This window comes from Ruegeria sp. BF6, from assembly GCF_056538665.1.
Genome location: NZ_JBQFTN010000001.1, coordinates 632,040 through 656,436, shown reverse-complemented (window position 1 = coordinate 656,436; position 24,397 = coordinate 632,040). Strand labels below are relative to the sequence as shown.

Genomic DNA, 24,397 nt, shown 5'->3' with positions numbered 1-24,397 from the left:
CCGGCTTAATTCGTTCAGGTGTCATATTTCTGCAATTAGTGCTGAACCCTGCCAACGGCTTCGAACGCACGGCGGCGGCCACAGGGGTGCTAGTACCCGGGACATTTTAGGTATGTGACTGTTTTCAGTCAAAAGCGCTTAGACCCTTGAACGCCGTGTGCGAGTTCTTATCTCTGGGTCAGAGGACGACCTCCCCACAATGGGTGATCATTCGGGACGACCCGAACAGGATTGAGGTGTCCTGATGTCTTGGATTTTCCTGTTATTTGCTGGCCTGCTTGAAATTGTGTGGGCGGTTGCCATGAAACAATCGGCCGGTTTCACCCGGTTGTGGCCAACTGCCATCATGGGTGTGTCCATGATCGGCTCTTTCGGGTTGCTGGCGCTTGCGATGCGTACGTTGCCGCTTGGAACGGCATACGTCATCTGGACCGGTATCGGCGCGGTGGGTGCGTTTCTGGTTGGCGCGATGTTCCTGGGGGAGGCTCTGACCCCATTGCGTATCGGTGCCGCGATCCTGATCGTGTCCGGCCTGATCGTCATGAAGATCGCGTGATCGGGCAGGTTGTATCAGACATTCCTGCTGCCCGTTCGGGCTATTGGCTGCCAATGATACCGAAGGCGGGTCTGAGCCAAATCAGTACAGACCCGGACCTTCAGTCAACAAGGGTGTTATTTGCGTTTTCTGAACAAGCGGGAAAAACCTCGTTTTTTCCTGGATTTGGCACTGTCTGTTCGCGTCGTTTCAGACGGCTCAATGCGTTCCGGGGGGGACGGTTCTTTGGTTGTCGGTTGGTAGTTGTGCCATTTGTCGATGGAAAATCCACCTTTAAGGACATCCACATAGTCGGCAGGCGCGTATTTTGGGTTGATGAACACAAGGTCCACTTGAAAGAGGTAACCGCTGTAATAGCACAGGTCGATTATCTCCAAGAGCTCAAAACCGGCGGCCATCGCCAGCTGCATTCGCTCGAATATTCTTTCTCGCGGAGATTCAAGGATCAGGACCGAGCAGTGCTCTAATGCTTCTTGCGCACCTTCCAGAATCATTTCTTCGGCCCCGTCGACATCGATTTTCAACAGGAAAGGGGCAGCCGGGGCCTGTTCGAGGACAAAGGTATCAAGCTTCAGCGTCGGCACTGTGCGTAGCGTTTCGGTCGGTGCTTCGCCGTGCGCGAACCTTGCATGTGTGACGTCTTGTCCTTGCATGACGGTGGAGACCGTCAGTTGCGCAGTCCCGTCAGAATTGGAAACCGCGACTTTGTTGAGCTCGTAATCTATGTTTGCGTCGCTGTAGACTTTTTCGATGGATTCGAAATGCTCTTCGATGGGCTCAAACAGATAGTGCTTCTTTTCTGGAAATGCGGCCATCAATTCATGTGTGCCAAAGTGGATGCCAACATCCAGCACGCATTCGATGGGAAATTCGGCATCGCGAAGCTGTTGAAGAAGCGAAATCTTGCTCGGGTGACGCTGACTACTTTTCATAACGTTCCTTAAATCGGCGAAAGTGTGTGGTGTCTGGTTGGTGTGCCGGGACACACGACTGCTACAGATTGAGTTTGATTCTGGTCCGGGTAATTTACCTCGCGCGAGAGTTTGACGATGAGGCGAGCGAATTCAACAAGTTCTTTTCCCGCCGAATAAAATCAGACGAGAAGCGCTCAGGCTTGCTCCAATGCCTCGACAATTGCAGAGAAGTCTGCAGCCTTCAGGCTAGCGCCGCCAACCAGTGCACCGTCCACGTTTGATACACCAAAGATTTCGGTCGCGTTGGACGGTTTGACCGAACCCCCGTAAAGTAGCCGCACCGAGCGACCGACGCCTTCACCGAAACGCCGTTCCAGACGGGTGCGGATAAAGTCGTGAACCTCTCCGATTTCGTTCAGCGTGGGAACTTTGCCGGTTCCAATGGCCCAAATCGGTTCATAAGCGACGATCAGGTTCTCGCCGGTCGACTGGTCGGGGATCGAGCCCGACATCTGTCCGCCGATGATGTCCAGTGTGTTGGCGGCTTCGCGCTGTTCCAGGCTTTCGCCGACGCAGATTATCGCCTTCAGCCCGGCATCTATAGCAGCGCGGGCCTTGGCGCGAACGTCTTCGTTCTGCTCGTCGTGATCCTCGCGGCGCTCGGAATGGCCCAGAATGACCGCGTTTGCACCGGCGTCCACCAGCATGTCTGCGCTGATATCGCCAGTATGCGCGCCCGAAGTCGCCGCATGGCAATCTTGCCCGCCGACAGTGATCCCCGTTCCACGCACGGTCTCGGCCGCGCGGTGCAACAAGGTTGCAGGCGGGCAGATCAGCACATCTATGGCCGTAGAGGGGAATGCACGGGCCAAAGCCTCCAACTCGCTCAGGGCTGCCGTGGTTCCGTTCATTTTCCAATTGCCAGCCGCCAGCTTACGCCGCATGTCCCATTCTCCCTGAAGTATAGTTGTTCTTTGAACCGGATAGCACCGCCAGTCCAGACTGACAATTCCGGTTGCAGAGCAGACCGCAAAACGGCAGTGTCCGGGCGCAGAAAGGAACGGGCGTATGATCGAAAACCTTGATCTGACAAAACTGGACCAACGCGATCCGGTCGAACTTGGCAAGCTGCTGCGCGCGATGGGTGAAGTAGGTTTTCTGACCGTTTCGAACACCGGGCTGAACGCTGACCGCGTGCGCCAGGTTCTGGGCGCGTATCGTGGGTTCTTTCATCTGCCCGAGGCCGAGAAGAAACGGGTCGATATGGCGCTGACCGGGTCCAACCGGGGCTGGGGCGCGTCGCGATCCGAGCAGGTCGACCCGGAGGCGAACGCCGATTTAAAAGAGGTGTTCGATTGCGGCTTTGAGTTGCCTGTGAACAGTCCCTATGCCGATGCAGGGCTTGGCGTCTATGCCCCGAATCTGTGGCCGGATAACCAGCCCGCGTTCAAGGAAACAATCCAGGCCTATTACACGGATGCCTGCGCGGTTGCGATGCGGGTTCTGCGCGCGATTGCGGTGGCGCTGGGGCGTGCAGAGAACAGCTTTGATACCGCGTTTGATACGCCGATGGCGTTGCTGCGCGGCAACTACTATCCTCAGCGCCCGGACTGGGCCGGAGATCGCGACTTTGGCATCGGCGCGCATACAGATTACGGCTGCCTGACTTTGCTGGCCACTGACGGGACCTCGGGGCTTGAGGTGCGAATGCCCGATCATAGTTGGGTAAAGGTTGAGGCCGCGCCTGGGACCTTTATCATCAATTTTGGTGAAATGCTGGAGTTCTGGACCGCAGGGCGGGTTAAGGCCACTCTACACCGTGTGGTTGGTGGCCCGCACGAGCGCCTGTCCGTGCCGCTGTTTTTCAACCCGTCATTTGACACCAACGTGGCACCACCAAACTCAGGTCGGATCATTCGCGCCGGCGAGCATCTGACCCGACGGTTCAATGAGACCTACGTCCACCTACAGGCATCTTAGGATTGGGGCGTCAGCCCTTCGTCAAACTTGATCGACTCGCCGCAACCGCAAGCGTCGACAACGTTTGGGTTGCGGAATTTGAAACCGGCCTCGAGCAACGAGACTTCATAGTCGATCTCGGTTCCGAACAGGAACATCTGCGCCATCGGAGCAATCATGATCCGCGCGCCGTCCTGTTCGACGACCTCGTCATTCGTAGCGGCTTGATCGACATAGTCCATGGTGTATTCCATGCCGGCACAGCCGCCTTTCTTGACGCCGATGCGCAGGCCGGCGTGACCACCTGATTTCATCAGGCGGACAATCTGCTCTGCCGCTTTGGGCGTCATGGTCACGGCCTGTTTGCCGGGAATGCCGAACATTGTGATCTCCGTTGTCGCACGTAGCCTTCAATTTAGTGCTGACAGGGCAACGGCTCAAGACATAGCAGCGCTGCTTACCTAACTTTTCTGCCATCCCAGGAATGATGCTTGCCTTTTGAAATCAGGTGACTTTAGCTGAGCCCAAGGGTTTTCAGACAAGGTGAGATGAGATGGCTGACAATAAAGTTTTTTGCAAAAACATGGCATTGGCGTCAATTCTTGTGGTGACCGCCGGTATGGCGTCGGCCGAAACCGCGCAAAAAGTACATCCAGTCAATTGCACAACTGCCGAAGGCGATTTGCGCGCGATTGCGGCAGAGAAGAAGCACGCGCAGGATCAGCAGGTCGAAAGCGTGGTCGCACTTACACCTGCAGGCGCGCTTTTGGGATTGGCGACCGGCACCGAAAACAAGAGATTGTCCATGCTGTCTGGCGACTATGTTAAAGCGTTGGATGAAAGAGCCGCCGAGATCAAGTCCAAGTGCGGTGTTCAGTAACCTTTTGGTTAAAATAAGAAAAGACCGCTCTCGGGCAAGAGCGGTCTCTTATTCAGGCCGTCCGGCCGGGGACTACGGGGGACGTGTAATTCCCCCCGGCCTGTACTGTGTACTTTATGGGATGCATGTACCAGCACGCCGGGACTATTCGCGGACCATGTAACGGTATTTCGACAAGTCGGTGACAGAAAAATAAATCTTTTGCGACAAAGGTTTATTTTGCCTGGCTTACATAAAGCCAAGTTCCAGCCGCGCTTCGTCCGACATCATCTCCATGCCCCAGGGTGGTTCCCATGTCAGTTCGACGTCAACCTCTTTGACACCCGCGACGGGTTCGATTGCTTCGACGATCCAGCCGGGCATTTCGCCGGCGACCGGACAACCGGGCGCGGTCAGCGTCATGATGACTTTCACCGCGTTTTCCTGCGTGATGTCAATCGTGTAGATCAAACCCAGATCGTAGATATTCACCGGGATTTCCGGATCAAAGACCGTACGGCAGGCTTCTACCACTGCGTCGTAAAGGGGATGCTCAATGGACGAAGGCGCAATCAGTGGTGTGCCTTCCAGATGTTCACTCGGATGAGTCATTCGTGCCTCGGGTCTAGTTCCTGAGCAATTATATAGGGAAAGCCTGTGGCAGCGTCCAGTGGCGCAATGACGCCCCCTAAGGGGCGCCCGCAGGTCTTAGTCGTTGATGTCGTGCCGGAAGGTTTTCACCTGACCATGGGGCAGGGAATAAACTCGCCGCAAAACCAGCCATGCGATCAGGGATAATGCCGCAAAGATCAGCAGCAAAACCGGCAGCGAGGGCGTCATTCCGGGGATGACAAGAAACAACCCGGTGATGGCTGCCCCGATCGCAAAGCCCAGAAAGATAAATCCGGGCAACACGATCTCAAGGATTCCAAGTGCTAGCGCCGCGGCCAGCCAGATCCACCAGGTCAGCCAGAAGGGATCGGCCATTACTTACCTCCTCTCAGCATCTTGAAGGCATCGCCAAAGGCCTCGAGCGCGTTGGCGGGCACAACGATGGTTTGAGAACCGGTGCCATTGCCCAATGCATTCAATGCCTCGACCTGTTTCAGGGCAACCTGATACTGTGCGGCCTCGATACCGTTGTCCTGAATGGCCTTGGCAACCACGCCGGTAGCATAGGCTTCTGCTTCGGCCTGAATTCGGCGGGCCTTAGCGGTCTGTTCGGCCGCATAAAGTTCCGCATCGGCGCTCAACTCAACCGCACGTTTCTGGCCCTCGGCTTCGGTCACCTGTGCGCGACGCGCGCGCTCGGCGTTCAACTGCTGCAGCATCGCGTCGCGGGTGGCCTGATCCAGGTTCACGTCCAGAATCTCGGCACGAGTCACTTCGATCCCCCAGTCATCAACGGCGGTTTCTACGCTTTCCTGGATGCGTTCAATCAACTGAGCGCGGTTCGACTGGACTTCATCCAGATCCATCTTACCAATTTCAGCCCGGACGATACCGGCAACGGTTGTTGCAATCGCTCCGTCAACGTCACGAATACGGTACACCGTCTTTTCCGGTTCGAGAATGCGATAAAACACCGAGGTGTCAATCTGTACCAGAACGTTGTCCTTGGTAATCGCGTCCTGCGTTGCGTTAGGCAGCTGGCGTTCAAGAATGGATATCTTGTGGCGGGCAACGTCAAGAAAAGGCACGATAAAGTTGATACCCGGGCCAAGCACCGAGTGCAGACGCCCGAACCGCTCGACCACGTATTTTTCGGATTGCGGTACGATCTTGATGCCCTTGAAAATGACAACGACGATCAACACCGCCGCCAACACATAAATGATGTTTGATGTCAGCAATCCAATGATCTGTTCTTCGTTCATGCCTATCATATCTGTCCTCTTTTATTGTGTACTATAGTATACATATGGGGATTGAGTCGCCCGTTTTCAATTCTGGTATGGGGTGATCTGGCGTGGATGCAAATCTCTGAAATCGTAGATGAGCAGTGGAAAATGCGGATTGTGACCGCTTTGCATCCCACCGTGTTTGCGTTATCGGGCAGGGATGAAACTGATCATCGATACAGACCCCGGCATCGACGATGCCATGGCGATTGCCTATGCCGCCGCCGCGCCCGAAATTGACCTTATTGGGCTGACCACAGTTTTCGGCAATACGCATGTACATCAATCCAGCCGCAACGCGCGTTTTTTGCTGCATAAACTGGGGTTGGACGCGCCAGTGGCCGAGGGTGCTGCATTCGCGTTGGGTCAAAGCCGTCACGCTCCGTCCGATCACGTGCATGGCTCGGAAGGCTTTGGAGATATTACTGAAATCCCTGACATCGGTGCAAACCACGGCATGTCGGCGGCCGAGTTTTTGGTCGATACAGCGCGTAGGCAAAAGGGAGAACTGGTCGTCTGTGCGGTTGGCCCTTTGACCAATATCGCCCTGGCTATGCAACTGGACCCTGAGTTTGCGCGCAATATAAGGCGCTTGGTTATCATGGGCGGCGCGGTCTTTTGCCCTGGTAATGTGAATCTTCATGCAGAGGCCAACATCTATCACGACGCCCGTGCCGCGGATATCGTCTTTGCCACGCCACCGGAAACCGTGCTGGTAGGGTTGGATGTGACGTTGAAAACTCTCTATGAAACCGCCGATTTCGAGGCGCTAGCCGGACAGTCGCCTGATATGGGTGGGTTTCTGCGGGATATCTCTCGGTTCTATCTGAAGTTCTACAAAGAGGTCGGCGGGTTGGAAGGGTGCGGCCTGCACGACTCAACAGCGGTGATCGCCTGCACGCATGAACCGATGTTCGAAATGGTCGAAACCGGTCTGAACGTGGTAACCGAAGGGCCAGAGATCGGCGCCACGCGCCCCGATCCGTCGCGCCCTGCGGTCCGCGTGTGCCGGGATGTGGACGGGGCAGGGGTCGTCCATCTGTTTACCGAGCGCGTCGCGTCACTGCCCTGACGGGTTGCAATGGCTGGGCGGATCGGGCACATCCCACCCGGTTCAGCGACCCCGAGGCAACCCCATGACCGAGCGTTTTTCTTTTGATCTGAAAGCTACTGACGGCAAGGCCCGAACCGGTGTTATCAACACGCCGCGCGGCGATGTGCGAACGCCCGCTTTCATGCCCGTGGGTACTGCGGCGACGGTCAAGGCGATGATGCCCGAAAGCGTGCGTGCGACAGGGGCGGATATCCTGCTGGGCAATACCTATCACCTGATGTTGCGTCCCACGGCCGAACGCATTGACCGGTTGGGCGGGTTACACAAGTTCATGAATTGGGAGCGCCCGATCCTGACCGACTCGGGCGGGTTTCAGGTCATGTCGCTGGCCGGGTTGCGAAAGCTGACCGAAAAGGGTGTGACGTTTAAGTCCCATGTCGACGGCTCAAAGCACGAGCTGACGCCGGAAAGGTCGATGGAGATCCAGCGCCTTCTGGGCTCCGACATTGTCATGTGTTTTGACGAATGCCCGGCCCTGCCTGCCGACCGGGATCGCATTGCCGAGTCGATGCGCTTGTCGATGCGGTGGGCTGATCGCTCGCGTGAGGCGTTCGGCGATCGCCCCGGCCACGCACTGTTCGGCATCATGCAGGGCGGGCTGGAACAGGATCTGCGCGAGGAAAGCGCCGCGGCGCTCAAGCAGATCGGTTTTGAAGGCTATGCGGTCGGTGGTCTGGCCGTGGGCGAGGGGCAGCAGGCCATGTTCGATTGTCTCGATTACGCCCCTGATTTCCTGCCGACAGATAGACCTCGGTATCTGATGGGGGTTGGCAAACCCGACGACATCGTCGGTGCAGTCGCGCGCGGCATCGACATGATGGATTGCGTTCTGCCCTCACGCTCGGGCCGCACAGGGCAGGTGTTTACTCGCCACGGTGTCGTGAACATCAAAAACGCCCGCCACGCTGACGATCCGCGCCCTTTAGACGAGCATTGCACTTGTCCGGCCTGTTCGAACTACTCCCGCGCGTATCTGCACCATGTGTTCCGTTCGAACGAGATGATCTCGGGCATGCTGCTAACCTGGCACAACCTGCACTACTTCCAGGAAATCATGCAGGGTATGCGCGACGCGATTGCCGCGGGCAAGTTCGAGGCATGGCAGGCCGAGTTCCACGCGCAGCGTGCACATGGCGATATCGAGCCGCTTTAGTCATTTCGCGACAGCGCCATTGTGCGAAAACGGTGGATATGTCGGCGCGATACCTTGCAGTCCGGAAAACCTCGGGTCATTCTGAACCGCGATACACGACGGTAAGGTTGAAAAAGGGCGATGAGGCCCCACCTTTATCGTCCAAGACAGGAGATGGCCAAGCGTTGCCTTATTCAGGGACCGGAGCCATCTTGCCAACGATAAGGATTGAGCATGCAAGAGCCTCTGAATTCCTCATACCCCGTACTTCCGCTGCGCGATATCGTGGTATTTCCACACATGATCGTGCCGTTGTTCGTGGGTCGGGAAAAATCCGTCCGCGCATTGGAAGAAGTGATGCAGGACGACAAGCAGATTCTGCTGTCCAGCCAGATTGACCCGGGCGATGACGACCCGGTCGAAGAAGGAATTTACCGATCTGGTGTTCTGGCCAATGTTCTGCAATTGCTGAAGCTGCCCGATGGCACCGTAAAGGTGCTGGTCGAAGGGCAGGCACGCGTGCAGATCACTGAATTTCTCGAAAACGAAGATTTCTTCGAAGCCCGCGCCGAATATCTGACCGAAATTCCGGGCGACGTCACCACGACTGAGGCGCTGCTGCGCACCGTCGCGGATGAGTTTGAGCGCTATGCCAAAGTGCGTAAGAACATCCCCGAAGAAGCCCTGACTGCAGTTGGTGAAACCGCCGAACCGGCCAAGCTGGCCGATCTTGTGTCGGGTCATCTGGGCATCGAGGTCGAACAAAAACAGGAACTGCTGGAGACGCTCTCGGTCAGCGAGCGGCTTGAGAAGGTCTATGGCCTGATGCAGGGCGAAATGTCGGTTCTGCAGGTCGAGAAAAAGATCAAGACCCGCGTCAAATCCCAGATGGAGAAAACCCAGCGCGAATACTATCTGAATGAGCAGATGAAGGCCATTCAGAAGGAACTTGGCGATGGCGAGGACGGCAGCAATGAAGTTGCCGAACTGGAAGCCAAGATCGCCGAGACCAAGCTGTCGAAAGAGGCGCGCGAAAAGGTCGAGGGCGAGCTGAAAAAGCTGCGCAACATGAGTCCGATGTCTGCCGAGGCGACCGTCGTGCGAAACTATCTGGACTGGATTCTTTCGCTGCCGTGGGGCACCAAATCCCGTGTTAAAAAGGATCTGGGCCGTGCGCAGGAGATTCTGGATGCTGATCACTATGGCCTTGAAAAGGTAAAGGAACGAATCGTCGAGTATCTGGCGGTTCAACAGCGTTCAAAAAAACTGAAAGGCCCGATCTTGTGCCTCGTTGGCCCTCCGGGCGTGGGTAAGACCTCGCTGGGTAAGTCGGTTGCCAAAGCCACGGGGCGCGAGTTCATTCGCATCTCGCTGGGTGGTGTGCGCGACGAATCCGAGATCAGGGGTCACCGTCGGACCTATATCGGCTCGATGCCCGGTAAGATCATTCAGGCGTTGAAAAAGGCGAAAACCACGAACCCGCTCATCCTGCTCGATGAAATCGACAAGATGGGGCAGGACTTCCGTGGCGACCCGGCTTCGGCCATGCTTGAGGTGCTGGACCCGGAACAGAACAACACGTTCATGGACCACTACCTTGAGGTCGAATACGACCTGTCAAACGTGATGTTCCTGACCACGTCGAACAGCTACAACATGCCTGGGCCTCTGTTGGACCGGATGGAAATCATCCCGCTGGCCGGCTACACCGAAGAGGAAAAGAGCGAGATCGCCAAGCAGCACCTGATCAGCAAGCAGGTCAAAAACCATGGTCTGAAAGCCAAGGAATTTGAACTGACCGATGAGGCACTGCAGAAGATGATCCGTACCTACACCCGCGAGGCGGGTGTGCGGAACCTCGAGCGTGAAATCGCCAAGGTGGCTCGGAAATCGCTGACCAAGATCATCAAGAAAGAGGCGGATTCGGTTACCGTTACGCCGGATAATTTGGATGAGTTCCTGGGCGTGCCCAAGTTCCGTTACGGTCTCGCCGAGCAGGACGATCAGGTTGGTGTTGTCACCGGCCTGGCCTGGACCTCAGTTGGCGGTGATTTGTTGCATATCGAGGCGTTGAAACTTCCCGGTAAAGGTCGGATGAAGACCACCGGTAAGCTGGGCGATGTGATGAAAGAATCCATCGATGCGGCCTCGTCTTATGTGCGGTCGATTTCGCCTCAGATCGGGGTGAAGCCACCGAAGTTCGACACGCTGGATATCCACGTCCACGTGCCGGATGGGGCAACGCCCAAGGATGGCCCGAGCGCCGGTCTGGCGATGGTGACCTCGATCGTGTCCGTGCTGACCGGTATCCCGGTACGCAAGGATATCGCGATGACCGGTGAGGTTTCGCTGCGCGGCAACGCCATGCCGATCGGCGGTTTGAAGGAAAAACTGCTGGCGGCCCTTCGCGGTGGCATCAAGACCGTCCTGATCCCGGAAGAAAACGAAAAGGATCTGGCCGAGATTCCGGACAATGTGAAAGAAGGGTTGAAGATCATCCCTGTCACGCATGTCTCGGAAGTGCTGAAACACGCGCTGATCCGCGAACCGGAACCGGTTGAATGGGATGAGGCCGCGGAAGAGGCCGCGGCAGCTGCCGCCAAAGCGACCGAAGATGCGGGGCGATCGGCAACAGCACATTAAACAAATCAAAGGCGGGGGAGACCCCGCCTTTTTTACAACCCGATGATGGGTTTTTTCGGGTCCAGAATCCCTTCCTCGGCGATGTATTCCCGAAATTTTTCCGCAGGCAAGGCAGAGCGCACCGCCAAGCCAAAAATCACTGCGGAAAACAACACGCATAGCGCAATGTCCCATCCGAACGGAATTTGTTTCAGCGCGCCGTCCCCGAATTGACCGAGATAGGAAATCAACCCGATTCCAATAAGGTACGGCAACAGCCACAGTGCTTCGGTCACGTCCATCTCGTCCAGCCGGTTGTGAAACCGTACCAACAGCAGGATCATTCCGATGGCCAGCGCGATGCCCAGTCGCCAGACCGTGTCCCAGCCACTCCAGTAAACGACAAGGGTTGCGATGGCGAAGGCTGACACCGCGACCAGTTTTACCGCCGGGATGCGGATGGACCGGGGGTGATCCGGCATCAGATGGCGCAGGCAAACGACCGCAATCGGGCCAACCGCAAAGGACAGCACGATTGCGGCACCGTTGAGCGCGATGACGGTGGTGAACGGCACAGTCAACAAAAACAGCACTCCGATCAGGAAGTTCAGCGCCAGCGCCCATAACGGAACACCGAATGAGGAAAGAACCATCAGCCGTTTCGGCAGAAATCCGTTTTTCGAGAGGGCCATGGCGATCCGGGCGTTCGATCCCGTTGCAACCAACCCGTTTCCGAATGGCCCGATCACTGACCCGATGTTCAGAACGCTCAGGAACCAAACAAAACCGACCGAGATTATGACGCCGTCCAGCGGGCCTTGGCCGCCGAAACTCAGGTTGGCCCAACCGTTTTTAAGCATGTTGGAATCCAGTGCCCCGACAAAGGCGACTTGCAGGCCCAGGTAAATGGCCGCGCACAGCACAATGGACAGGACCAGCGCTGTGGGGATGGCGAATTTGGGGTTTCGAACCTCACCGGCCATATCGACCACATGGCGAAACCCGATAAAGGAGAAAATGACCCCACCTGTCGAGACCGCAGCCATGATGCCTTGCAAACCGTAGGGCGCGAATCCGTCTGGCTGCGTGAAATTCTGCGCGTCGAAGCGGTTGTAGATTAGCAGGGCGGACAAAATGACCGGGATCGCAATTTTTGCCCATGTCAGGGTTGCGTTTACCTGAGTAAAGAACTTGACGCCCAACGCGTTGACCGCGACGAAAAGCAACATGAAGAACAGGGCGACGGTGATGCCCGCTCCGGTCAGGTCTCCGGTTTCGGTCGTGTGTAACCACGGAGCATAGGGGGCGAGGTATTTCAGCATGGCCTCAACCTCGATCGGGGCGGTTGTGTTGTAGCCAATCCAGGCCGTCCAACCCATCGCCATCGAGACGATATTGCCATGCGAAAACTGCGGCACCCGCGCAATGCCTCCGGGGATTGGCAGCATGGCTGAGATCTCGGCAAATGTGATCGCCAAAACGAACATGGCCGCGGCGCCGATGACCCACGAGATTACGGCAGCCGGACCGGCATGTTGCACCGCGAGTAGGGGGCCAAACAACCAGCCGGACCCAATGATGCCACCGACCGAGATGAAGGTCAGGCCGAGCAGCCCGATATCCCGTTTCAGTCTGGCCACGACCGTGCCCCATCCATCATCGCCGCATAAAGATGCGGCCGTTCAAAACAGGATACGCAGTTGTGGCGATTTCTGGCAAGCACTTGTCAGGGAAGGGCAAAACCAATGCAGGCAGCCAAAAAGGGGAATGGTGGGTGATAAGAGATTTGAACTCCTGACATCTTCGATGTGAACGAAGCGCTCTACCACTGAGCTAATCACCCGTGAGGACGCGTGATACAGAGAGTTCTGGCGGCTTGCAAGAGCGCCCGACGCGCAATTTTTGTAATGCAAGCACAAAAAAACAGGCAGCAGATTCCCGCTGCCTGTTGCTAAGAAAGCAGGACCTTAAAGGATGAAGTCGTTTGCGGTCAGATCGTGCAAACCGACAAGTTTGATCATCATTTCGGGTTCTTCGTCACCGTCAGTGTCCACATAGACGAAGGTTCTGTCATACAGGGTGCCTTCGTAGTCACTGTGTACGAAATAAACCTCGCCCTGATCGGAATTCGTTGCCGGGGTTTCCCCGTTGAAGACAAAACTGTCGTTGCCGGCCAGAACCGTACTGGCATCAATAGTGCTCAGGTCGATCTTGTCCTGTCCGCGCGTAAAGTCGCGGATCAGATCGGCGGTCTGACGAATGGCGGAGCCTTCGTCGATCGAGTTGAAGACGAAAGTGTCATTGCCGGCGCCACCGGTCATGTCGTCCCGCCCGACACCGCCGACCAGAGTGTCTGTGCCTTTGCCGCCGTAAAGCGTATCCCAGCCTCGGCTGCCGAGCACGGTATCGTTGCCGGCACCGCCTCTCAGGACGTCGTCTTTAATGCCGCCGTCCAGAAGGTCGTTGCCAGCATTGCCCACCAGATAGTTGATCAGTTCGTCCCCGGTGATGACGTCGTCCTGCGCCGTACCTATAACATGCCCGATGTTCTGGATGGTGTCGGTGCCATAGCCGGTATTCTGCGCGCCGGTGTTGGACAGGTTCACAGTTACACCATTGGTGCCTGTATATCGCAACCAGTTATCGCCCTGACCGCCGTTGATCGTGTCGTCGCCGTCCCCGTCTTTATTCACAAAGGTGTCGTTGCCATTGTCACCCGACAGGGTGTCGTTGCCTTTGCCGCCGGTAATCCAGTCATTGCCGTCGCCGCCGAAAATCCTGTCGTTACCAGCACCCCCGGCAAGGGTGTCGTTGCCATAGGCACCGTTCAGGTAGTTGTTGTGTTCGTTGCCAACCAACCAGTCATTGCCATACCCGCCAAACGCGTTTTCGATAACAACTGTGTTGGCGATGGTGAACCCGCCTGCAATGCCAGAGGCGGACGAGATCTCTCCACCTGCATTGTGGCCCTCAAGATCGGCGTCGTTGAGGTTGATATACACGTCGCGCCACACGCCAACGGCAGAGATCGCATCGTTCCCACCGGTGTCCCAAATGGCCTTCCAAAACGTCCCCGCGCCGTTTACGCCCTTGATTTGGTAGATGTCGTTACCAGTTGCATTTTCAGCCGTCCCGTAAATGGCTTGGAGAGCCGCAATGTCCAACGCCATCGGGGTTGCCGAGTCACCATAGGTGTAGCTTGTCACAGGGACCTTAGATGCACGTCCTGAATTGTAGGACATGATCGTATAGACGCCCTGGTTTTGACCATCCGTTCCGAAATCGCCGAACGGTTCGGATACGCCATCGAAGATCGTCGAAGTGCCGCCGCCGTCGTGCGGGTGGGCCAAGCCAAGTCCGTGCAGAATTTCATGCAGGATTGTTGAGAAACCCGCGCCGCCCTCTTGCAGCCCTTGGTCGCTGTAAATAACCGAGTCGTAGGCAAACAAGCCAAACAGTGAATTGTATCCGTAGTCTTGCAATAAAGGTTTATCGCCAGGTACCTGATGAGCGCCAACATACCCTGGGCCGCCAAGTGTTTCTTGCGTGACCATCGCGTATGTAACATCGGCGCTAAATTGGCTGCCGACATCTAATTTTCTCTCATCGAATCTTATAGGTATCAAATCTTCAATGATATCGAGCGCAGACCGGATGGCGGCTTTCATACGCCCAGTTACCGGCGCTTCCCCTAGTGTACCGTCGTCGAAACTATATTCGAACCAAGGGCCGTATCTTAAATCCCAAGAAGTTCCCCAAATCAAACCATCCACATAGGGGTTTCCTGTTGGGTTTGGGCCTGGGTGAGTTGTTCTAACCAGTGGCATTTCCGATAATTTCTCTCTCTTCTTATACGCAACTACTAACCAGGTGAGTGGTTTCAATTCTTATTGCGTTAGGCGTACTACCGATCCCGAATTACGAGCATTTCTTTTCTGCTCAACCATTCAACTTCGAAACTTGCGGGTGCAAGCCGATAGTCAAAACTTATTAAGTTTTGGTACTTTATGTCGCCTCTTGCACACGCAATGTGGCCTAAAAATGACGACCGGGTTGGGTGCTCGGGATGACGTTGCGACCGGGAATGGTTCTATTAATCTTTATGTACAAATTTTACGAAAACCTACATCTTATGCGTGTCTTTTGCGGAATCGGTCAGCGGCGAATCCGTAAAGTTTTGTCAGGGTGTTTTGAGGACGTGATTCCCTCTGCCAGACAGGGCAAATCCGGATACGCGGCCAGTGCATGAATGGGAAGCCTGGCAGGGGATGGGTCCCTGTTGAAGCGAACATTTTTTACGATCTGGAAAAAAACTTCAAAACGCCGCTTGACGATGTCGGGGCGTGGCCATAATACACCCCAACGTTCAGCAACGAACGGGCAGCGGGCGGTTGTAGCTCAGTTGGTTAGAGTACCGGCCTGTCACGCCGGGGGTCGCGGGTTCGAGCCCCGTCAACCGCGCCATCGCTGCCATCCTTGGTCCAGGGTAAAGGCCACAAAATAGATGCGCGGTTGTAGCTCAGTTGGTTAGAGTACCGGCCTGTCACGCCGGGGGTCGCGGGTTCGAGCCCCGTCAACCGCGCCATTTTCCTCCTGATGCCTATAAATCTCACCCCTTGCAAGGGGCGCGTATTGGATCTGGGTTACGATGTCAGGAGATGTCGGCAGTTTTCTGGTCGTTCACATTTTGTTCTAACTTTTTTGTTGGAGACTCAGTGCCGCTCGCCTATTTCTAGGACACTTGTGTTTTGGGGGCCAAAATGGCTGAGCTGAAGAATATCGAGGTGCGCGGTGCGCGCGAGCATAACCTCAAGGGCATCGACGTCGATATCCCACGGGATCAACTGGTGGTAATCACCGGACTGTCGGGCTCGGGCAAGTCCTCGTTAGCGTTCGATACGATCTATGCCGAAGGCCAGCGCCGATATGTCGAAAGCCTGTCGGCCTATGCGCGCCAGTTCCTTGATATGATGGAAAAGCCCGATGTGGATCACATCAGCGGCCTGTCCCCGGCGATCTCGATCGAACAGAAAACCACGTCGAAGAACCCGCGCTCAACGGTCGGTACGGTCACCGAGATCTATGACTATCTGCGCCTTTTGTTTGCCCGCGTAGGGACACCCTACAGCCCTGCCACTGGTCAGCCGATTGAGGCGCAGCAAGTGCAGGACATGGTCGACCGGATCATGACGATGGAGGAGGGCACGCGAGGTTACCTTCTGGCGCCCATCGTGCGGGACCGGAAGGGGGAATACAAAAAAGAATTTCTCGAACTGCGAAAACAGGGCTTTCAGCGGGTGAAAGTGGATGGCGAGTTCTATGAGCTTGATGAGCCACCCACGCTGGACAAGAAATTCCGCCACGATATCGACGTCGTGGTCGACCGTCTGGTTGTGCGCGAAGGAATGGAGACGCGGCTGGCCGACAGCCTGCGCACGGCTCTGGATCTGGCAGACGGCATCGCGGTTCTGGAGACCGCACCGCGCGAGGGCAAATCGGAGCGGATCACGTTCAGTGAGAATTTTGCCTGCCCGGTCAGTGGTTTCACCATCCCCGAGATCGAGCCCCGTCTGTTTTCGTTCAACGCGCCCTTCGGGGCTTGTCCGGACTGCGATGGTCTGGGTGTCGAGCTGTTCTTTGACGAGCGGCTAGTAGTGCCGGACCAGACGCTGAAGCTCTATGACGGGGCTTTGGCCCCGTGGCGCAAAGGCAAGTCTCCGTATTTTCTGCAAACCATCGAGGCCATCGCGCGCCATTACGAGTTTGACAAGAATACGCCCTGGAAAGATCTGCCAGCCAAGGTGCAGCAAGTGTTCCTGCGTGGGTCGGGTGATGAAGAGATCCAGTTCCGTTACGACGAGGGCGGGCGGGTCTATCAGGTCACCCGCAGCTTTGAGGGCGTGATTCCCAATATGGAGCGGCGCTATCGCGAGACCGACAGCGCCTGGATCCGGGAAGAATTCGAACGGTACCAGAACAATCGACCATGTGGGGCCTGCGATGGTTACCGCCTGCGGCCCGAAGCTCTGGCCGTTAAGATCGCCGGCCTGCATGTCGGGCAGGTGGTTCAGATGTCGATCCGCGAGGCTCTGGCCTGGATCGAAGACGCGCCGAACCATCTGAGCATTCAGAAGAACGAGATCGCCCGTGCCATTTTGAAGGAAATTCGTGAGCGGCTGGGATTCCTGAATAACGTTGGTTTGGAATACCTTACGCTATCCCGTTCAAGTGGCACCCTGTCCGGAGGTGAAAGCCAGCGTATCCGTTTGGCCAGCCAGATTGGCTCGGGTCTGACCGGGGTTCTGTACGTGCTGGACGAGCCTTCGATTGGACTGCATCAGCGTGATAATGATCGGCTGCTGGGCACGCTCAAGAATCTGCGCGATCAGGGCAACACCGTGATTGTCGTGGAACATGACGAAGAAGCCATCCGTGAAGCGGATTACGTCTTCGATATCGGCCCCGGTGCAGGTGTGCATGGCGGACAGGTGGTCAGCGAGGGCACACCCGATAAGATCGCGGCCGACGCGGCCTCTATGACCGGTCAGTATCTCGCCGGCACCCGAGAGATCCCGATTCCGTCGAAACGGCGCAAGGGAAACAAGAAGAAAGTTTCGGTGGTCAAGGCGACCGGGAACAACCTGAAAAACGTCACCGCCGATTTCCCGTTGGGCAAGTTCGTTTGTGTGACCGGTGTGTCCGGGGGAGGTAAGTCCACGCTGACAATTGAGACGCTGTTCAAGACCGCCTCAATGCGTCTGAACGGAGCGCGGCAGACCCCGGCGCCCTGTGAAACGATCAAAGGGTTGGAGCATCTGGATAAGGTCATCGACATTGACCAGCGACCCATCGGACGGACTCCGCGTTCGAATCCAGCGACTTACACCGGGGCCTTTACCCCGATCCGGGACTGGTTCGCCGGTCTGCCCGAGGCCAAGGCGCGCGGTTACAAGCCGGGACGCTTCAGCTTCAACGTCAAAGGTGGCCGATGCGAGGCCTGTCAGGGTGACGGTGTCATCAAGATCGAGATGCACTTTCTGCCGGACGTCTATGTGACCTGCGAAACCTGCAAAGGCGCGCGTTACAATCGCGAGACGCTGGAGATCAAGTTCAAGGGCAAGTCCATCGCCGATGTCCTTGATATGACAGTGGAAGACGCGCAGGAGTTCTTTAAGGCGGTGCCATCGATCCGTGACAAGATGGATGCCTTGGCGCGGGTTGGGCTTGGCTACATCAAGGTCGGCCAGCAGGCGACCACGCTGTCCGGTGGTGAAGCGCAGCGAGTCAAGCTGTCCAAGGAACTGTCCAAACGCTCGACCGGGCGGACGCTGTATATTCTGGACGAGCCGACCACCGGGCTGCATTTCGAAGATGTGCGTAAGCTATTGGAAGTTCTTCACGAATTGGTCGATCAGGGAAATACGGTTATTGTAATCGAACACAATCTGGACGTCGTGAAAACCTCCGACCATATCATCGATATAGGCCCCGAAGGTGGCGATGGTGGGGGTGAGATCGTAGCAACCGGAACGCCCGAGGACGTGGCTGCGGTCGAGCGCAGCCATACCGGACGCTACCTGAAACAAATGTTGGATGGTCGGGCGGTAGCGGCGGAATAGGGGGCTATCCTCAGTTGAGGATATCTGCCACCGCTCCGATCAGGTTCAGCACCTTTCGCGTGTCAGGATCAACGCGATAGACATAGTCACCGGCGCGGATGTAGCTGCCGCGATTCAGCCCATAGCGGTACGGATCATTGATCCAGCGATAGTCGCTGTTGATGTAGTCGCCCGTGCGATACAGGTTTTTGACCTGTCCCGGCGGCACGCAAGGCACGGCTTTCTTTGCCAGACCCGGCGGGCAGTGACCGGCCTTACCTTTGCCATTCCCGGCCATGGCCACGCCAGAGCTGAGCGCAAGCGCTAGGATCGCCGTCGAAATGGTCAAAACGCGCGACATCTTACATCCTTTCGCGTGAAAACTGTGGCCAAGGATAGATGGCCGTCGCTGCGCTTTGGGTCAACCCCATGGGCAGGAAGCTGCCCACGGGGCGCGCTCTTAGCCTCGTCCGCGTTTTTCGAACCGTGGCAGCATGGCCGAAAAGTCCATTCCCAGCCCATCTTCGGCTTCGACGAATTTCTCATAAAGTGAGGTTGCCACCTGTCCCATCGGCGTGTCGGCATCCGCGCTTTCGGCAGCCTGTTGGCTGAGCCGCAGGTCCTTCAGCATCAGTTCGGCGGCAAAACCGGGTTGATAGTCGTTATCCGCCGGGCTGGTCGGTCCGACGCCGGGGGCAGGGCAATAAGCGTTCATCGTCCAGCTATAGCCCGAAGATGTGCTGACCACGTCAAACATCTTTTGCCTGTCCAGTCCAAGTTTGTCAGCCAGCGCAAAGGCTTCGCAGGTGGCAATCATGGTGACGCCCAGGATCATGTTGTTGCAAATTTTCGCGGCCTGACCGGCGCCGGACTCGCCGCAATGCACGGCCTTTTGGCCCATGATATCAAACAGGGGCTCGGCCTTGGCAAAGGCGTCGTCGCTGCCGCCTGCCATGAAGGTCAGCGTGCCAGCCGCCGCGCCGCCGATTCCACCCGAAACCGGAGCGTCGACCGCTAGGACACCGGCCTCTTTCGCCTGATCCGCGACGGCGCGGGCGCTGTCGACGTCGACGGTTGAACAGTCAATCCACACTGATCCAGACTGCATCGCGGGGATGATCTCATTCGCGACCGCGCGCAGAATCTGACCGTTCGGAAGCATAGTGACAACGATGTCGGCACCAGCGGCGGCATCTGCACCAGAACCGGCCATGGTGACACCCGCAACATCGACATCAGCCATGTCAAAGCCCGTCACCTCATGCCCAGCTTTGGCCAGGTTGGCGGCCATTGGATTGCCCATGTTGCCAAGCCCGATAAACCCGATTTTCATTTCTTATGTCTCCTCAAAAGTCAGCATGTCTTTACCCAGAGGCTGCAGCATCTTTGAAACCGCGACCGCAGGCACGGTTTGATCGGCAAACTGCCAGTGCGGCGTGCGGTCTTTGTCGATGATCTGGGCGCGAATGCCTTCCAGAAAATCCCCGTGTTCCATCGCGCGGAAGGTATAGCGATATTCCAACTCCAGCGCTTTGCGCTGGGTCAGGCTGGGGGTGCGTAAGCGATGCAGCATCTCAACCGTACACGCCATCGAAAGCGGTGAATTGCGGTCCATGAGTTTGCGCGCATCTGCCGCCATATCGTGTTTGGAATTGGTCAGGGTGTTCAGGATGTCCCCAAGGCTCTCTCCGGCAAAACACGAGTCAATCTCGGCCTGCTGACGCCCAAGTTCGCTTTCAGGTGGCACCGCTGAATGCTTCTGCAGCATTTCAGTGTCACCCGACGCCTCAAGCATCTCGATCAGATCGGACCACTCGGCGAGCGGTATGTAGTGATCGGCAAAACCGGCAAAGATCGCATCACCGGGTCCCATGCGGTGGCCGGTAATACCCAGATACTCGCCCAGCCGACCGGGGGCCAGCGCTAACATCAGGGTGCTGCCGACATCCGGCACCAACCCTATGGAACACTCCGGCAGCGCAATCCGAGAGCTTTCACCAACAATGCGATGGCTGCCGTGGCAACCGATGCCAACACCGCCGCCCATGGTGAACCCGTGCAGGAAACTGACGACCGGTTTGGGGTATTCAAAGATCAGCGCGTTCAGACGGTATTCGTCCTGCCAGAAGGTGCGACCATAGGCATAGTCGCCCTTGATACCGGTTGCATAAAGGTCGGCAATGTCCCCGCCAGCACAAAAGGCCTTTTCGCCTTCGGCATCCAGAATCACCAGATCCACGGCGTCGTCTTCGCGCCAGTTGCGCAGCGCCGTGTCGATCGCCATGCACATGTCATAGGTCAGCGCGTTTAACGCTTTGGGGCGTGTCAGGGTGATACGCCCGGCGCGGCCAGTTATACGGATGTCGACGTCAGGCATGGGCCCCTCAGCGTTCGGCAAGCATTTGTCGGGCGACAATGACCCGCATGATTTCATTCGTGCCTTCCAGAATCTGATGCACGCGGAGATCGCGGACCAGTTTCTCGATCCCATAATCCGCCAGATAACCGTAGCCACCATGCAATTGCAGGCACTGGTCCACAACCTTTGACCCGGTCTCGGTCACGAATTTCTTGGCCATGGCGCAGAACTTGGTCGCATCCGGCGCGCCCTGATCCAGCTTCCACGCGGCCTGCCGCAGGAAGGTTCGTGCGGCCTGCAATTCGATCTCCATATCGGCCAGCCGAAACTGCAGCGCCTGGAACTGGTCGATGGATTGGCCAAAAGCCTTGCGTTCCGACATGTATTGCAAGGTCATGTTCAGCCCGGCCTGCGCGGCCCCCAACGAGCAGGAGGCAATATTCAATCGCCCGCCATCCAGCCCCATCATCGCATATTTAAAGCCATCCCCTTCGGTGCCCACAAGATTGCCCGACGGGACGTGACAATCATCAAATTGTACCTGCGCCGTCGGTTGGCTTTTCCAACCCATCTTCTGTTCAAGTGCCCCAAAACTGAGGCCGGGTGTGCCGTCCTCGACATAAACAGTCGAGATGCCCTTGGGGCCATCCTGCCCGGTGCGTACCATGCAAACATAGGCGTCGGAATAGCCGCCGCCCGAGATAAAGGCCTTGGTGCCGTTCAGCGTGTAGCCTTCATTGGTGCGGTCTGCGCGCGTTTTCAGCGCGGCGGCGTCCGAGCCTGATCCGGGTTCGGTCAGGCAGTAACTGAGGACGGTATTCAGGCTCAGCACGTCGGGCATGATGCGGGATTTCAGATCGTCGCTGGCGAAATTGTCCAACATCTTGGCGCACATGTTGTGGATCGACAGGAACGCCGCGACCGAGGGGCAGGCCATCGAAAGGGCCTCGAACACCAGCGTTGCATCCAGACGGGTCAGGCCAGACCCGCCGCTGTCTTCCGAAACATAGAGCCCGCCGAACCCCAACTCGCCGATCTGAGGCCAGAGTTCCTTGGGGATGGTCCCGTCGGCCTCCCACTGACGGGCGTTGGGTGCGATGTTGTCCTGCCCGAAATCATAGGCCATATCGAAGATCGCGGTCTGCTCTTCTGTCAGTGCAAAATCCAAGGCTTGCCTCCCACGTTGCCGAATGAATTGAACGAGTGTTTATTTCTGAATTCTTACAGAAATTTTGCACGGTCAGCAATCACCGGTATGAGGCATTCCGGGGTATCAAAGGTCTAGGTGGTATTCTTCGATCAGATGTCGGACAACAGCCTTGCCGGGGTCGTCACCCTTTGCCACGGCCTCGGCATAGACGCGGCGTTGTCGCGTAGCAGAGGTACCCGTTTGCGCGATCTGCTGCAGGCGGGCCAATTCTGTCATGGTGCCTAGTGCCTCGGCATCTTCGGCCAGCAGGCCCATCAGTTCGCCCATCAGCTCGGGCATCGGTTTGATTGAACGATCCCCAAAATCGATCAACCCTTCGCCGACACCGTAACGCTGCGCGCGCCAGCGGTTTTCGCCAATCAGAAACTGGTCGTAATGCCGCCAGCGAAGGTTCCGGTCTTTCAGACGACACAACATGCGGGTCAGGGCCTGTACCAGAGCGGCTAGCGACAGCGTGTGTTCCAGCCTCGGCTGCACATCCATGATCCGGGTTTCCAGCGTCGGAAACCGGTGTGAGGGGCGCAGGTCCCACCAAATCTTCGTCGTGTCCTCGATCACCCCCAGTTCGACCAGAATGCCTGTGGTGCGTTCGTAATCCGACCAACTGGCCAGAACCGGAGGTAGCCCGGTGCGTGGCAGATTGTCAAAGACGGTCAGGCGATAGGAAGACAGGCCCGTATCCTCTCCGTTCCAATAGGGCGAGGATGTCGAAAGCGCCAGCAGGTGCGGCAGGAAATACGAAAGCTGTGGCATCAGGTCGGCGCGCAGGGCCGGGTCCTCGACCCCGACGTGAACATGCATGCCGCAGATCAGCATGCGCCGCGCGACGCCGCCCAAGGCGTGCTGCAGCGCGTCATAGCGATCCTTGCGGGTGTGGTGCTGTTTCTTCCAATCGGCGAACGGGTGGCAGGACACCGCAATTGGGGCGAGGTTATATTCAGCGGCGCGTTCGGCCACACAGGAGCGCAGGCGTTTCAAATCCTCTCGGGCGGACTTGACCGTTGTGTGGGGCCGGGTGCCGACCTCGATCTGGCATTGCAGAAATTCGGGGCTGACCTGTCCTTCGAAATCCGACTGGCAGGCCTCCATCAAGGCGGCGGGGGCTTCGGCGAGTTCAAGGCTGTCGCGATCGACCAGCAAATATTCCTCTTCGATGCCCAGCGTGTATTCTTGCTGCATGGCGGCCCTCGTTTAACTATTCCGACCAGTGAATACGGAAATTCCTGTTTTGCCAAGCGTTTGACGCAGCCCTTCTTGCAGAGGCCCGTCAAGCGGCGGTAATGAACAAGCGAGTCGAAAGTGGAGCCGCCCGTGAAACCCAGAAAATTCCCCAAGATCAACGAAGCCCTGGATGAACTGGGCGTGAAGCTGATCGACAAGGCCGCTGAAAACGACGAGCGCGCCCGGCTTGAGGCGTTCGAACGGGCAGGGGGATTGACCCGCCCGGCCTATGCTTTGTCGCCGGGAATGGAAGGGTTCGATATCGGCCAACTGGTTGCTGAATACAGCCAACATGCCGATGCGCTGAACGCCCTGAAGGACCCGGCACGCAATCAGACCGGTTATCGGATCGGAAACGGCTACTACGACAGCCCTGATGCCGACGCGCTGTACCTGATGATCCGACGGTTTGCGCCTAAGCAGGTGATCGAGGTCGGCTGTGGCAACTCGACCCGCGTAACCCGTCAGGCAATCATTGACGGTGGGCTGGACACGCGGATCACCGCAATTGATCCATACCCGCGGGCAGAAATCGCGCATGTTGTGGACCACTTCGAACAGAAACGGCTTGAGGAAGTTGATCCGGCGCTGTTCGATCAGCTTGAGGCGGGCGATGTTCTGTTCATCGATTCCAGTCATGTGGTTCGGATGAGCAACGACGTAGCGCATTTGTTCTGCCGGATCATTCCGTCGCTGAAACCGGGCGTGGTGATCCATGTCCACGATGTTTTTCTGCCCTATGAATACCCTAAGCGTTTCTTCTACGACTGCCCGGGTTGGGGTGAGCAGTACGTGCTTCACGCCTTGCTGCAATCCGGCGCGTTTTCAATGCTTTGGCCCGGGTACTACTTGCAAAGGGACCGCCCTGATGCGGTTGAGGCGTTGCCATTTCTGAAAGAAGGACGGGCGCAAAGTATCTGGGTGCAAATCAAGGAAAAGTGATCCGGGCAGG

The 24,397-nt window shown here is 57.0% G+C and carries 21 protein-coding genes and 3 tRNA genes; 10 read left to right on the top strand and 14 right to left on the bottom strand.

All coding sequences use genetic code 11. From position 1 onward, the window contains the following. Positions 1–244: 244 nt before the first annotated feature. Positions 245–556 carry a DMT family transporter gene (locus ACR0IM_RS03330; RefSeq protein WP_480590744.1) on the top strand — a complete coding sequence of 104 codons (312 nt, stop codon included), beginning with the start codon at positions 245–247 and terminating at the stop codon, positions 554–556. A 116-nt stretch (positions 557–672) separates the two neighbouring features. Here the strand turns inward: ACR0IM_RS03330 and ACR0IM_RS03325 are convergent, their stop codons facing one another. Both ACR0IM_RS03325 and tpiA read right to left on the bottom strand, forming a co-directional pair. Continuing rightward, positions 673–1,488: an FkbM family methyltransferase gene (locus ACR0IM_RS03325; protein ID WP_480640484.1), complete on the bottom strand. Its 816-nt coding sequence runs from the start codon at positions 1,486–1,488 to the stop codon at positions 673–675. A gap of 176 nt (positions 1,489–1,664) precedes the next feature. After that, entirely contained in the window at positions 1,665–2,414 is a 750-nt protein-coding gene (tpiA, locus tag ACR0IM_RS03320; protein WP_480640483.1) for a triose-phosphate isomerase, read from the bottom strand. Positions 2,415–2,538: 124 nt separating this feature from the next. Between tpiA and ACR0IM_RS03315 the strand changes: the two genes are divergently transcribed. Further along, positions 2,539–3,450, top strand: coding sequence for an isopenicillin N synthase family dioxygenase (locus ACR0IM_RS03315; protein ID WP_480680807.1), 912 nt, complete (start codon positions 2,539–2,541; stop codon positions 3,448–3,450). Here ACR0IM_RS03315 and ACR0IM_RS03310 read toward each other — a convergent pair. Then, complete coding sequence (locus ACR0IM_RS03310) at positions 3,447–3,812, bottom strand: HesB/IscA family protein (RefSeq protein ID WP_480590751.1); 366 nt, start codon at positions 3,810–3,812, stop codon at positions 3,447–3,449. The two genes, ACR0IM_RS03315 and ACR0IM_RS03310, sit on opposite strands and share 4 nt — an antisense overlap. A gap of 170 nt (positions 3,813–3,982) precedes the next feature. On the opposite strand from ACR0IM_RS03310, the gene ACR0IM_RS03305 reads away from it, so the two are divergent. Continuing rightward, positions 3,983–4,309 (top strand): hypothetical protein, encoded by a 327-nt coding sequence (locus tag ACR0IM_RS03305; RefSeq protein ID WP_480680806.1) that lies wholly within the window; start codon positions 3,983–3,985, stop codon positions 4,307–4,309. A gap of 228 nt (positions 4,310–4,537) precedes the next feature. Here ACR0IM_RS03305 and ACR0IM_RS03300 read toward each other — a convergent pair whose 3' ends face one another. The 3 genes from ACR0IM_RS03300 to ACR0IM_RS03290 form a co-directional block, all read right to left on the bottom strand. Next, on the bottom strand, positions 4,538–4,900 hold the full coding sequence (locus ACR0IM_RS03300; RefSeq protein WP_475209640.1) for an SUF system Fe-S cluster assembly protein: 363 nt from the start codon (positions 4,898–4,900) through the stop codon (positions 4,538–4,540). Between the two features lie 96 nt (positions 4,901–4,996). Next, on the bottom strand, positions 4,997–5,275 hold the full coding sequence (locus ACR0IM_RS03295; protein WP_480640480.1) for an NfeD family protein: 279 nt from the start codon (positions 5,273–5,275) through the stop codon (positions 4,997–4,999). Further along, entirely contained in the window at positions 5,275–6,165 is an 891-nt protein-coding gene (locus ACR0IM_RS03290; protein ID WP_480591085.1) for an SPFH domain-containing protein, read from the bottom strand. The genes ACR0IM_RS03295 and ACR0IM_RS03290 overlap by 1 nt, the downstream gene beginning before the upstream one ends. Before the next feature lie 184 nt (positions 6,166–6,349). On the opposite strand from ACR0IM_RS03290, the gene ACR0IM_RS03285 reads away from it, so the two are divergent. From ACR0IM_RS03285 to lon, 3 genes are all read left to right on the top strand, one after another. Beyond that, positions 6,350–7,261 carry a nucleoside hydrolase gene (locus ACR0IM_RS03285; RefSeq protein WP_480680805.1) on the top strand — a complete coding sequence of 304 codons (912 nt, stop codon included), beginning with the start codon at positions 6,350–6,352 and terminating at the stop codon, positions 7,259–7,261. A 64-nt stretch (positions 7,262–7,325) separates the two neighbouring features. Continuing rightward, a complete protein-coding gene (gene tgt, locus ACR0IM_RS03280) occupies positions 7,326–8,456 on the top strand; it encodes a tRNA guanosine(34) transglycosylase Tgt (RefSeq protein ID WP_480680804.1) in 1,131 nt (376 codons plus the stop codon). Positions 8,457–8,669: 213 nt separating this feature from the next. After that, entirely contained in the window at positions 8,670–11,078 is a 2,409-nt protein-coding gene (gene lon / locus ACR0IM_RS03275) for an endopeptidase La (protein ID WP_480590759.1), read from the top strand. Between the two features lie 32 nt (positions 11,079–11,110). Here the strand turns inward: lon and ACR0IM_RS03270 are convergent, their stop codons facing one another. From ACR0IM_RS03270 to ACR0IM_RS03260, 3 genes are all read right to left on the bottom strand, one after another. Then, positions 11,111–12,697 (bottom strand): APC family permease, encoded by a 1,587-nt coding sequence (locus ACR0IM_RS03270; protein WP_480680803.1) that lies wholly within the window; start codon positions 12,695–12,697, stop codon positions 11,111–11,113. 128 nt (positions 12,698–12,825) lie between these two features. After that, positions 12,826–12,900 (bottom strand) — tRNA-Val (locus tag ACR0IM_RS03265). 124 nt (positions 12,901–13,024) lie between these two features. Beyond that, positions 13,025–14,539 carry a M10 family metallopeptidase C-terminal domain-containing protein gene (locus ACR0IM_RS03260; RefSeq protein ID WP_480680802.1) on the bottom strand — a complete coding sequence of 505 codons (1,515 nt, stop codon included), beginning with the start codon at positions 14,537–14,539 and terminating at the stop codon, positions 13,025–13,027. A 905-nt stretch (positions 14,540–15,444) separates the two neighbouring features. On the opposite strand from ACR0IM_RS03260, the gene ACR0IM_RS03255 reads away from it, so the two are divergent. From ACR0IM_RS03255 to uvrA, 3 genes are all read left to right on the top strand, one after another. Continuing rightward, positions 15,445–15,521 (top strand) — tRNA-Asp (locus ACR0IM_RS03255). Between the two features lie 44 nt (positions 15,522–15,565). Continuing rightward, a tRNA-Asp gene (locus ACR0IM_RS03250) sits at positions 15,566–15,642 on the top strand. Between the two features lie 175 nt (positions 15,643–15,817). Beyond that, complete coding sequence (gene uvrA / locus ACR0IM_RS03245) at positions 15,818–18,676, top strand: excinuclease ABC subunit UvrA (protein WP_480680801.1); 2,859 nt, start codon at positions 15,818–15,820, stop codon at positions 18,674–18,676. Positions 18,677–18,686: 10 nt separating this feature from the next. Here uvrA and ACR0IM_RS03240 read toward each other — a convergent pair whose 3' ends face one another. The 5 genes from ACR0IM_RS03240 to ACR0IM_RS03220 form a co-directional block, all read right to left on the bottom strand. Further along, positions 18,687–19,016: a hypothetical protein gene (locus ACR0IM_RS03240; protein WP_480680800.1), complete on the bottom strand. Its 330-nt coding sequence runs from the start codon at positions 19,014–19,016 to the stop codon at positions 18,687–18,689. Positions 19,017–19,115: 99 nt separating this feature from the next. Continuing rightward, on the bottom strand, positions 19,116–19,988 hold the full coding sequence (gene mmsB, locus ACR0IM_RS03235; protein ID WP_480680799.1) for a 3-hydroxyisobutyrate dehydrogenase: 873 nt from the start codon (positions 19,986–19,988) through the stop codon (positions 19,116–19,118). A gap of 3 nt (positions 19,989–19,991) precedes the next feature. Beyond that, positions 19,992–21,032, bottom strand: a complete 1,041-nt coding sequence (locus ACR0IM_RS03230) for an enoyl-CoA hydratase/isomerase family protein (RefSeq protein ID WP_480680798.1) — start codon at positions 21,030–21,032, stop codon at positions 19,992–19,994. Positions 21,033–21,039: 7 nt separating this feature from the next. Then, the gene (locus ACR0IM_RS03225; RefSeq protein WP_480680796.1) at positions 21,040–22,182 is read right to left on the bottom strand and encodes an acyl-CoA dehydrogenase family protein; all 1,143 of its coding nucleotides are present in this window, start codon (positions 22,180–22,182) and stop codon (positions 21,040–21,042) included. 105 nt (positions 22,183–22,287) lie between these two features. Then, positions 22,288–23,403 carry a carboxylate-amine ligase gene (locus ACR0IM_RS03220; protein WP_480590774.1) on the bottom strand — a complete coding sequence of 372 codons (1,116 nt, stop codon included), beginning with the start codon at positions 23,401–23,403 and terminating at the stop codon, positions 22,288–22,290. Positions 23,404–23,535: 132 nt separating this feature from the next. Between ACR0IM_RS03220 and ACR0IM_RS03215 the strand changes: the two genes are divergently transcribed. After that, complete coding sequence (locus tag ACR0IM_RS03215) at positions 23,536–24,387, top strand: class I SAM-dependent methyltransferase (protein WP_480680795.1); 852 nt, start codon at positions 23,536–23,538, stop codon at positions 24,385–24,387. Positions 24,388–24,397: the final 10 nt, after the last annotated feature.

Bases quoted from the DNA above. Each gene is read 5' to 3' on its own strand.
- ACR0IM_RS03310 (WP_480590751.1), bottom strand. From the start codon at position 3,812: ATGTTCGGCATTCCCGGCAAACAGGCCGTGACCATGACGCCCAAAGCG.
- ACR0IM_RS03295 (WP_480640480.1), bottom strand. From the start codon at position 5,275: ATGGCCGATCCCTTCTGGCTGACCTGGTGGATCTGGCTGGCCGCGGCG.
- ACR0IM_RS03300 (WP_475209640.1), bottom strand. From the start codon at position 4,900: ATGACTCATCCGAGTGAACATCTGGAAGGCACACCACTGATTGCGCCT.
- ACR0IM_RS03220 (WP_480590774.1), bottom strand. From the start codon at position 23,403: ATGCAGCAAGAATACACGCTGGGCATCGAAGAGGAATATTTGCTGGTC.
- ACR0IM_RS03305 (WP_480680806.1), top strand. From the start codon at position 3,983: ATGGCTGACAATAAAGTTTTTTGCAAAAACATGGCATTGGCGTCAATT.
- tgt (WP_480680804.1), top strand. From the start codon at position 7,326: ATGACCGAGCGTTTTTCTTTTGATCTGAAAGCTACTGACGGCAAGGCC.
- ACR0IM_RS03315 (WP_480680807.1), top strand. From the start codon at position 2,539: ATGATCGAAAACCTTGATCTGACAAAACTGGACCAACGCGATCCGGTC.
- ACR0IM_RS03325 (WP_480640484.1), bottom strand. From the start codon at position 1,488: ATGAAAAGTAGTCAGCGTCACCCGAGCAAGATTTCGCTTCTTCAACAG.
- lon (WP_480590759.1), top strand. From the start codon at position 8,670: ATGCAAGAGCCTCTGAATTCCTCATACCCCGTACTTCCGCTGCGCGAT.
- tpiA (WP_480640483.1), bottom strand. From the start codon at position 2,414: ATGCGGCGTAAGCTGGCGGCTGGCAATTGGAAAATGAACGGAACCACG.
- uvrA (WP_480680801.1), top strand. From the start codon at position 15,818: ATGGCTGAGCTGAAGAATATCGAGGTGCGCGGTGCGCGCGAGCATAAC.
- mmsB (WP_480680799.1), bottom strand. From the start codon at position 19,988: ATGAAAATCGGGTTTATCGGGCTTGGCAACATGGGCAATCCAATGGCC.
- ACR0IM_RS03240 (WP_480680800.1), bottom strand. From the start codon at position 19,016: ATGTCGCGCGTTTTGACCATTTCGACGGCGATCCTAGCGCTTGCGCTC.
- ACR0IM_RS03290 (WP_480591085.1), bottom strand. From the start codon at position 6,165: ATGAACGAAGAACAGATCATTGGATTGCTGACATCAAACATCATTTAT.
- ACR0IM_RS03230 (WP_480680798.1), bottom strand. From the start codon at position 21,032: ATGCCTGACGTCGACATCCGTATAACTGGCCGCGCCGGGCGTATCACC.
- ACR0IM_RS03285 (WP_480680805.1), top strand. From the start codon at position 6,350: ATGAAACTGATCATCGATACAGACCCCGGCATCGACGATGCCATGGCG.
- ACR0IM_RS03330 (WP_480590744.1), top strand. From the start codon at position 245: ATGTCTTGGATTTTCCTGTTATTTGCTGGCCTGCTTGAAATTGTGTGG.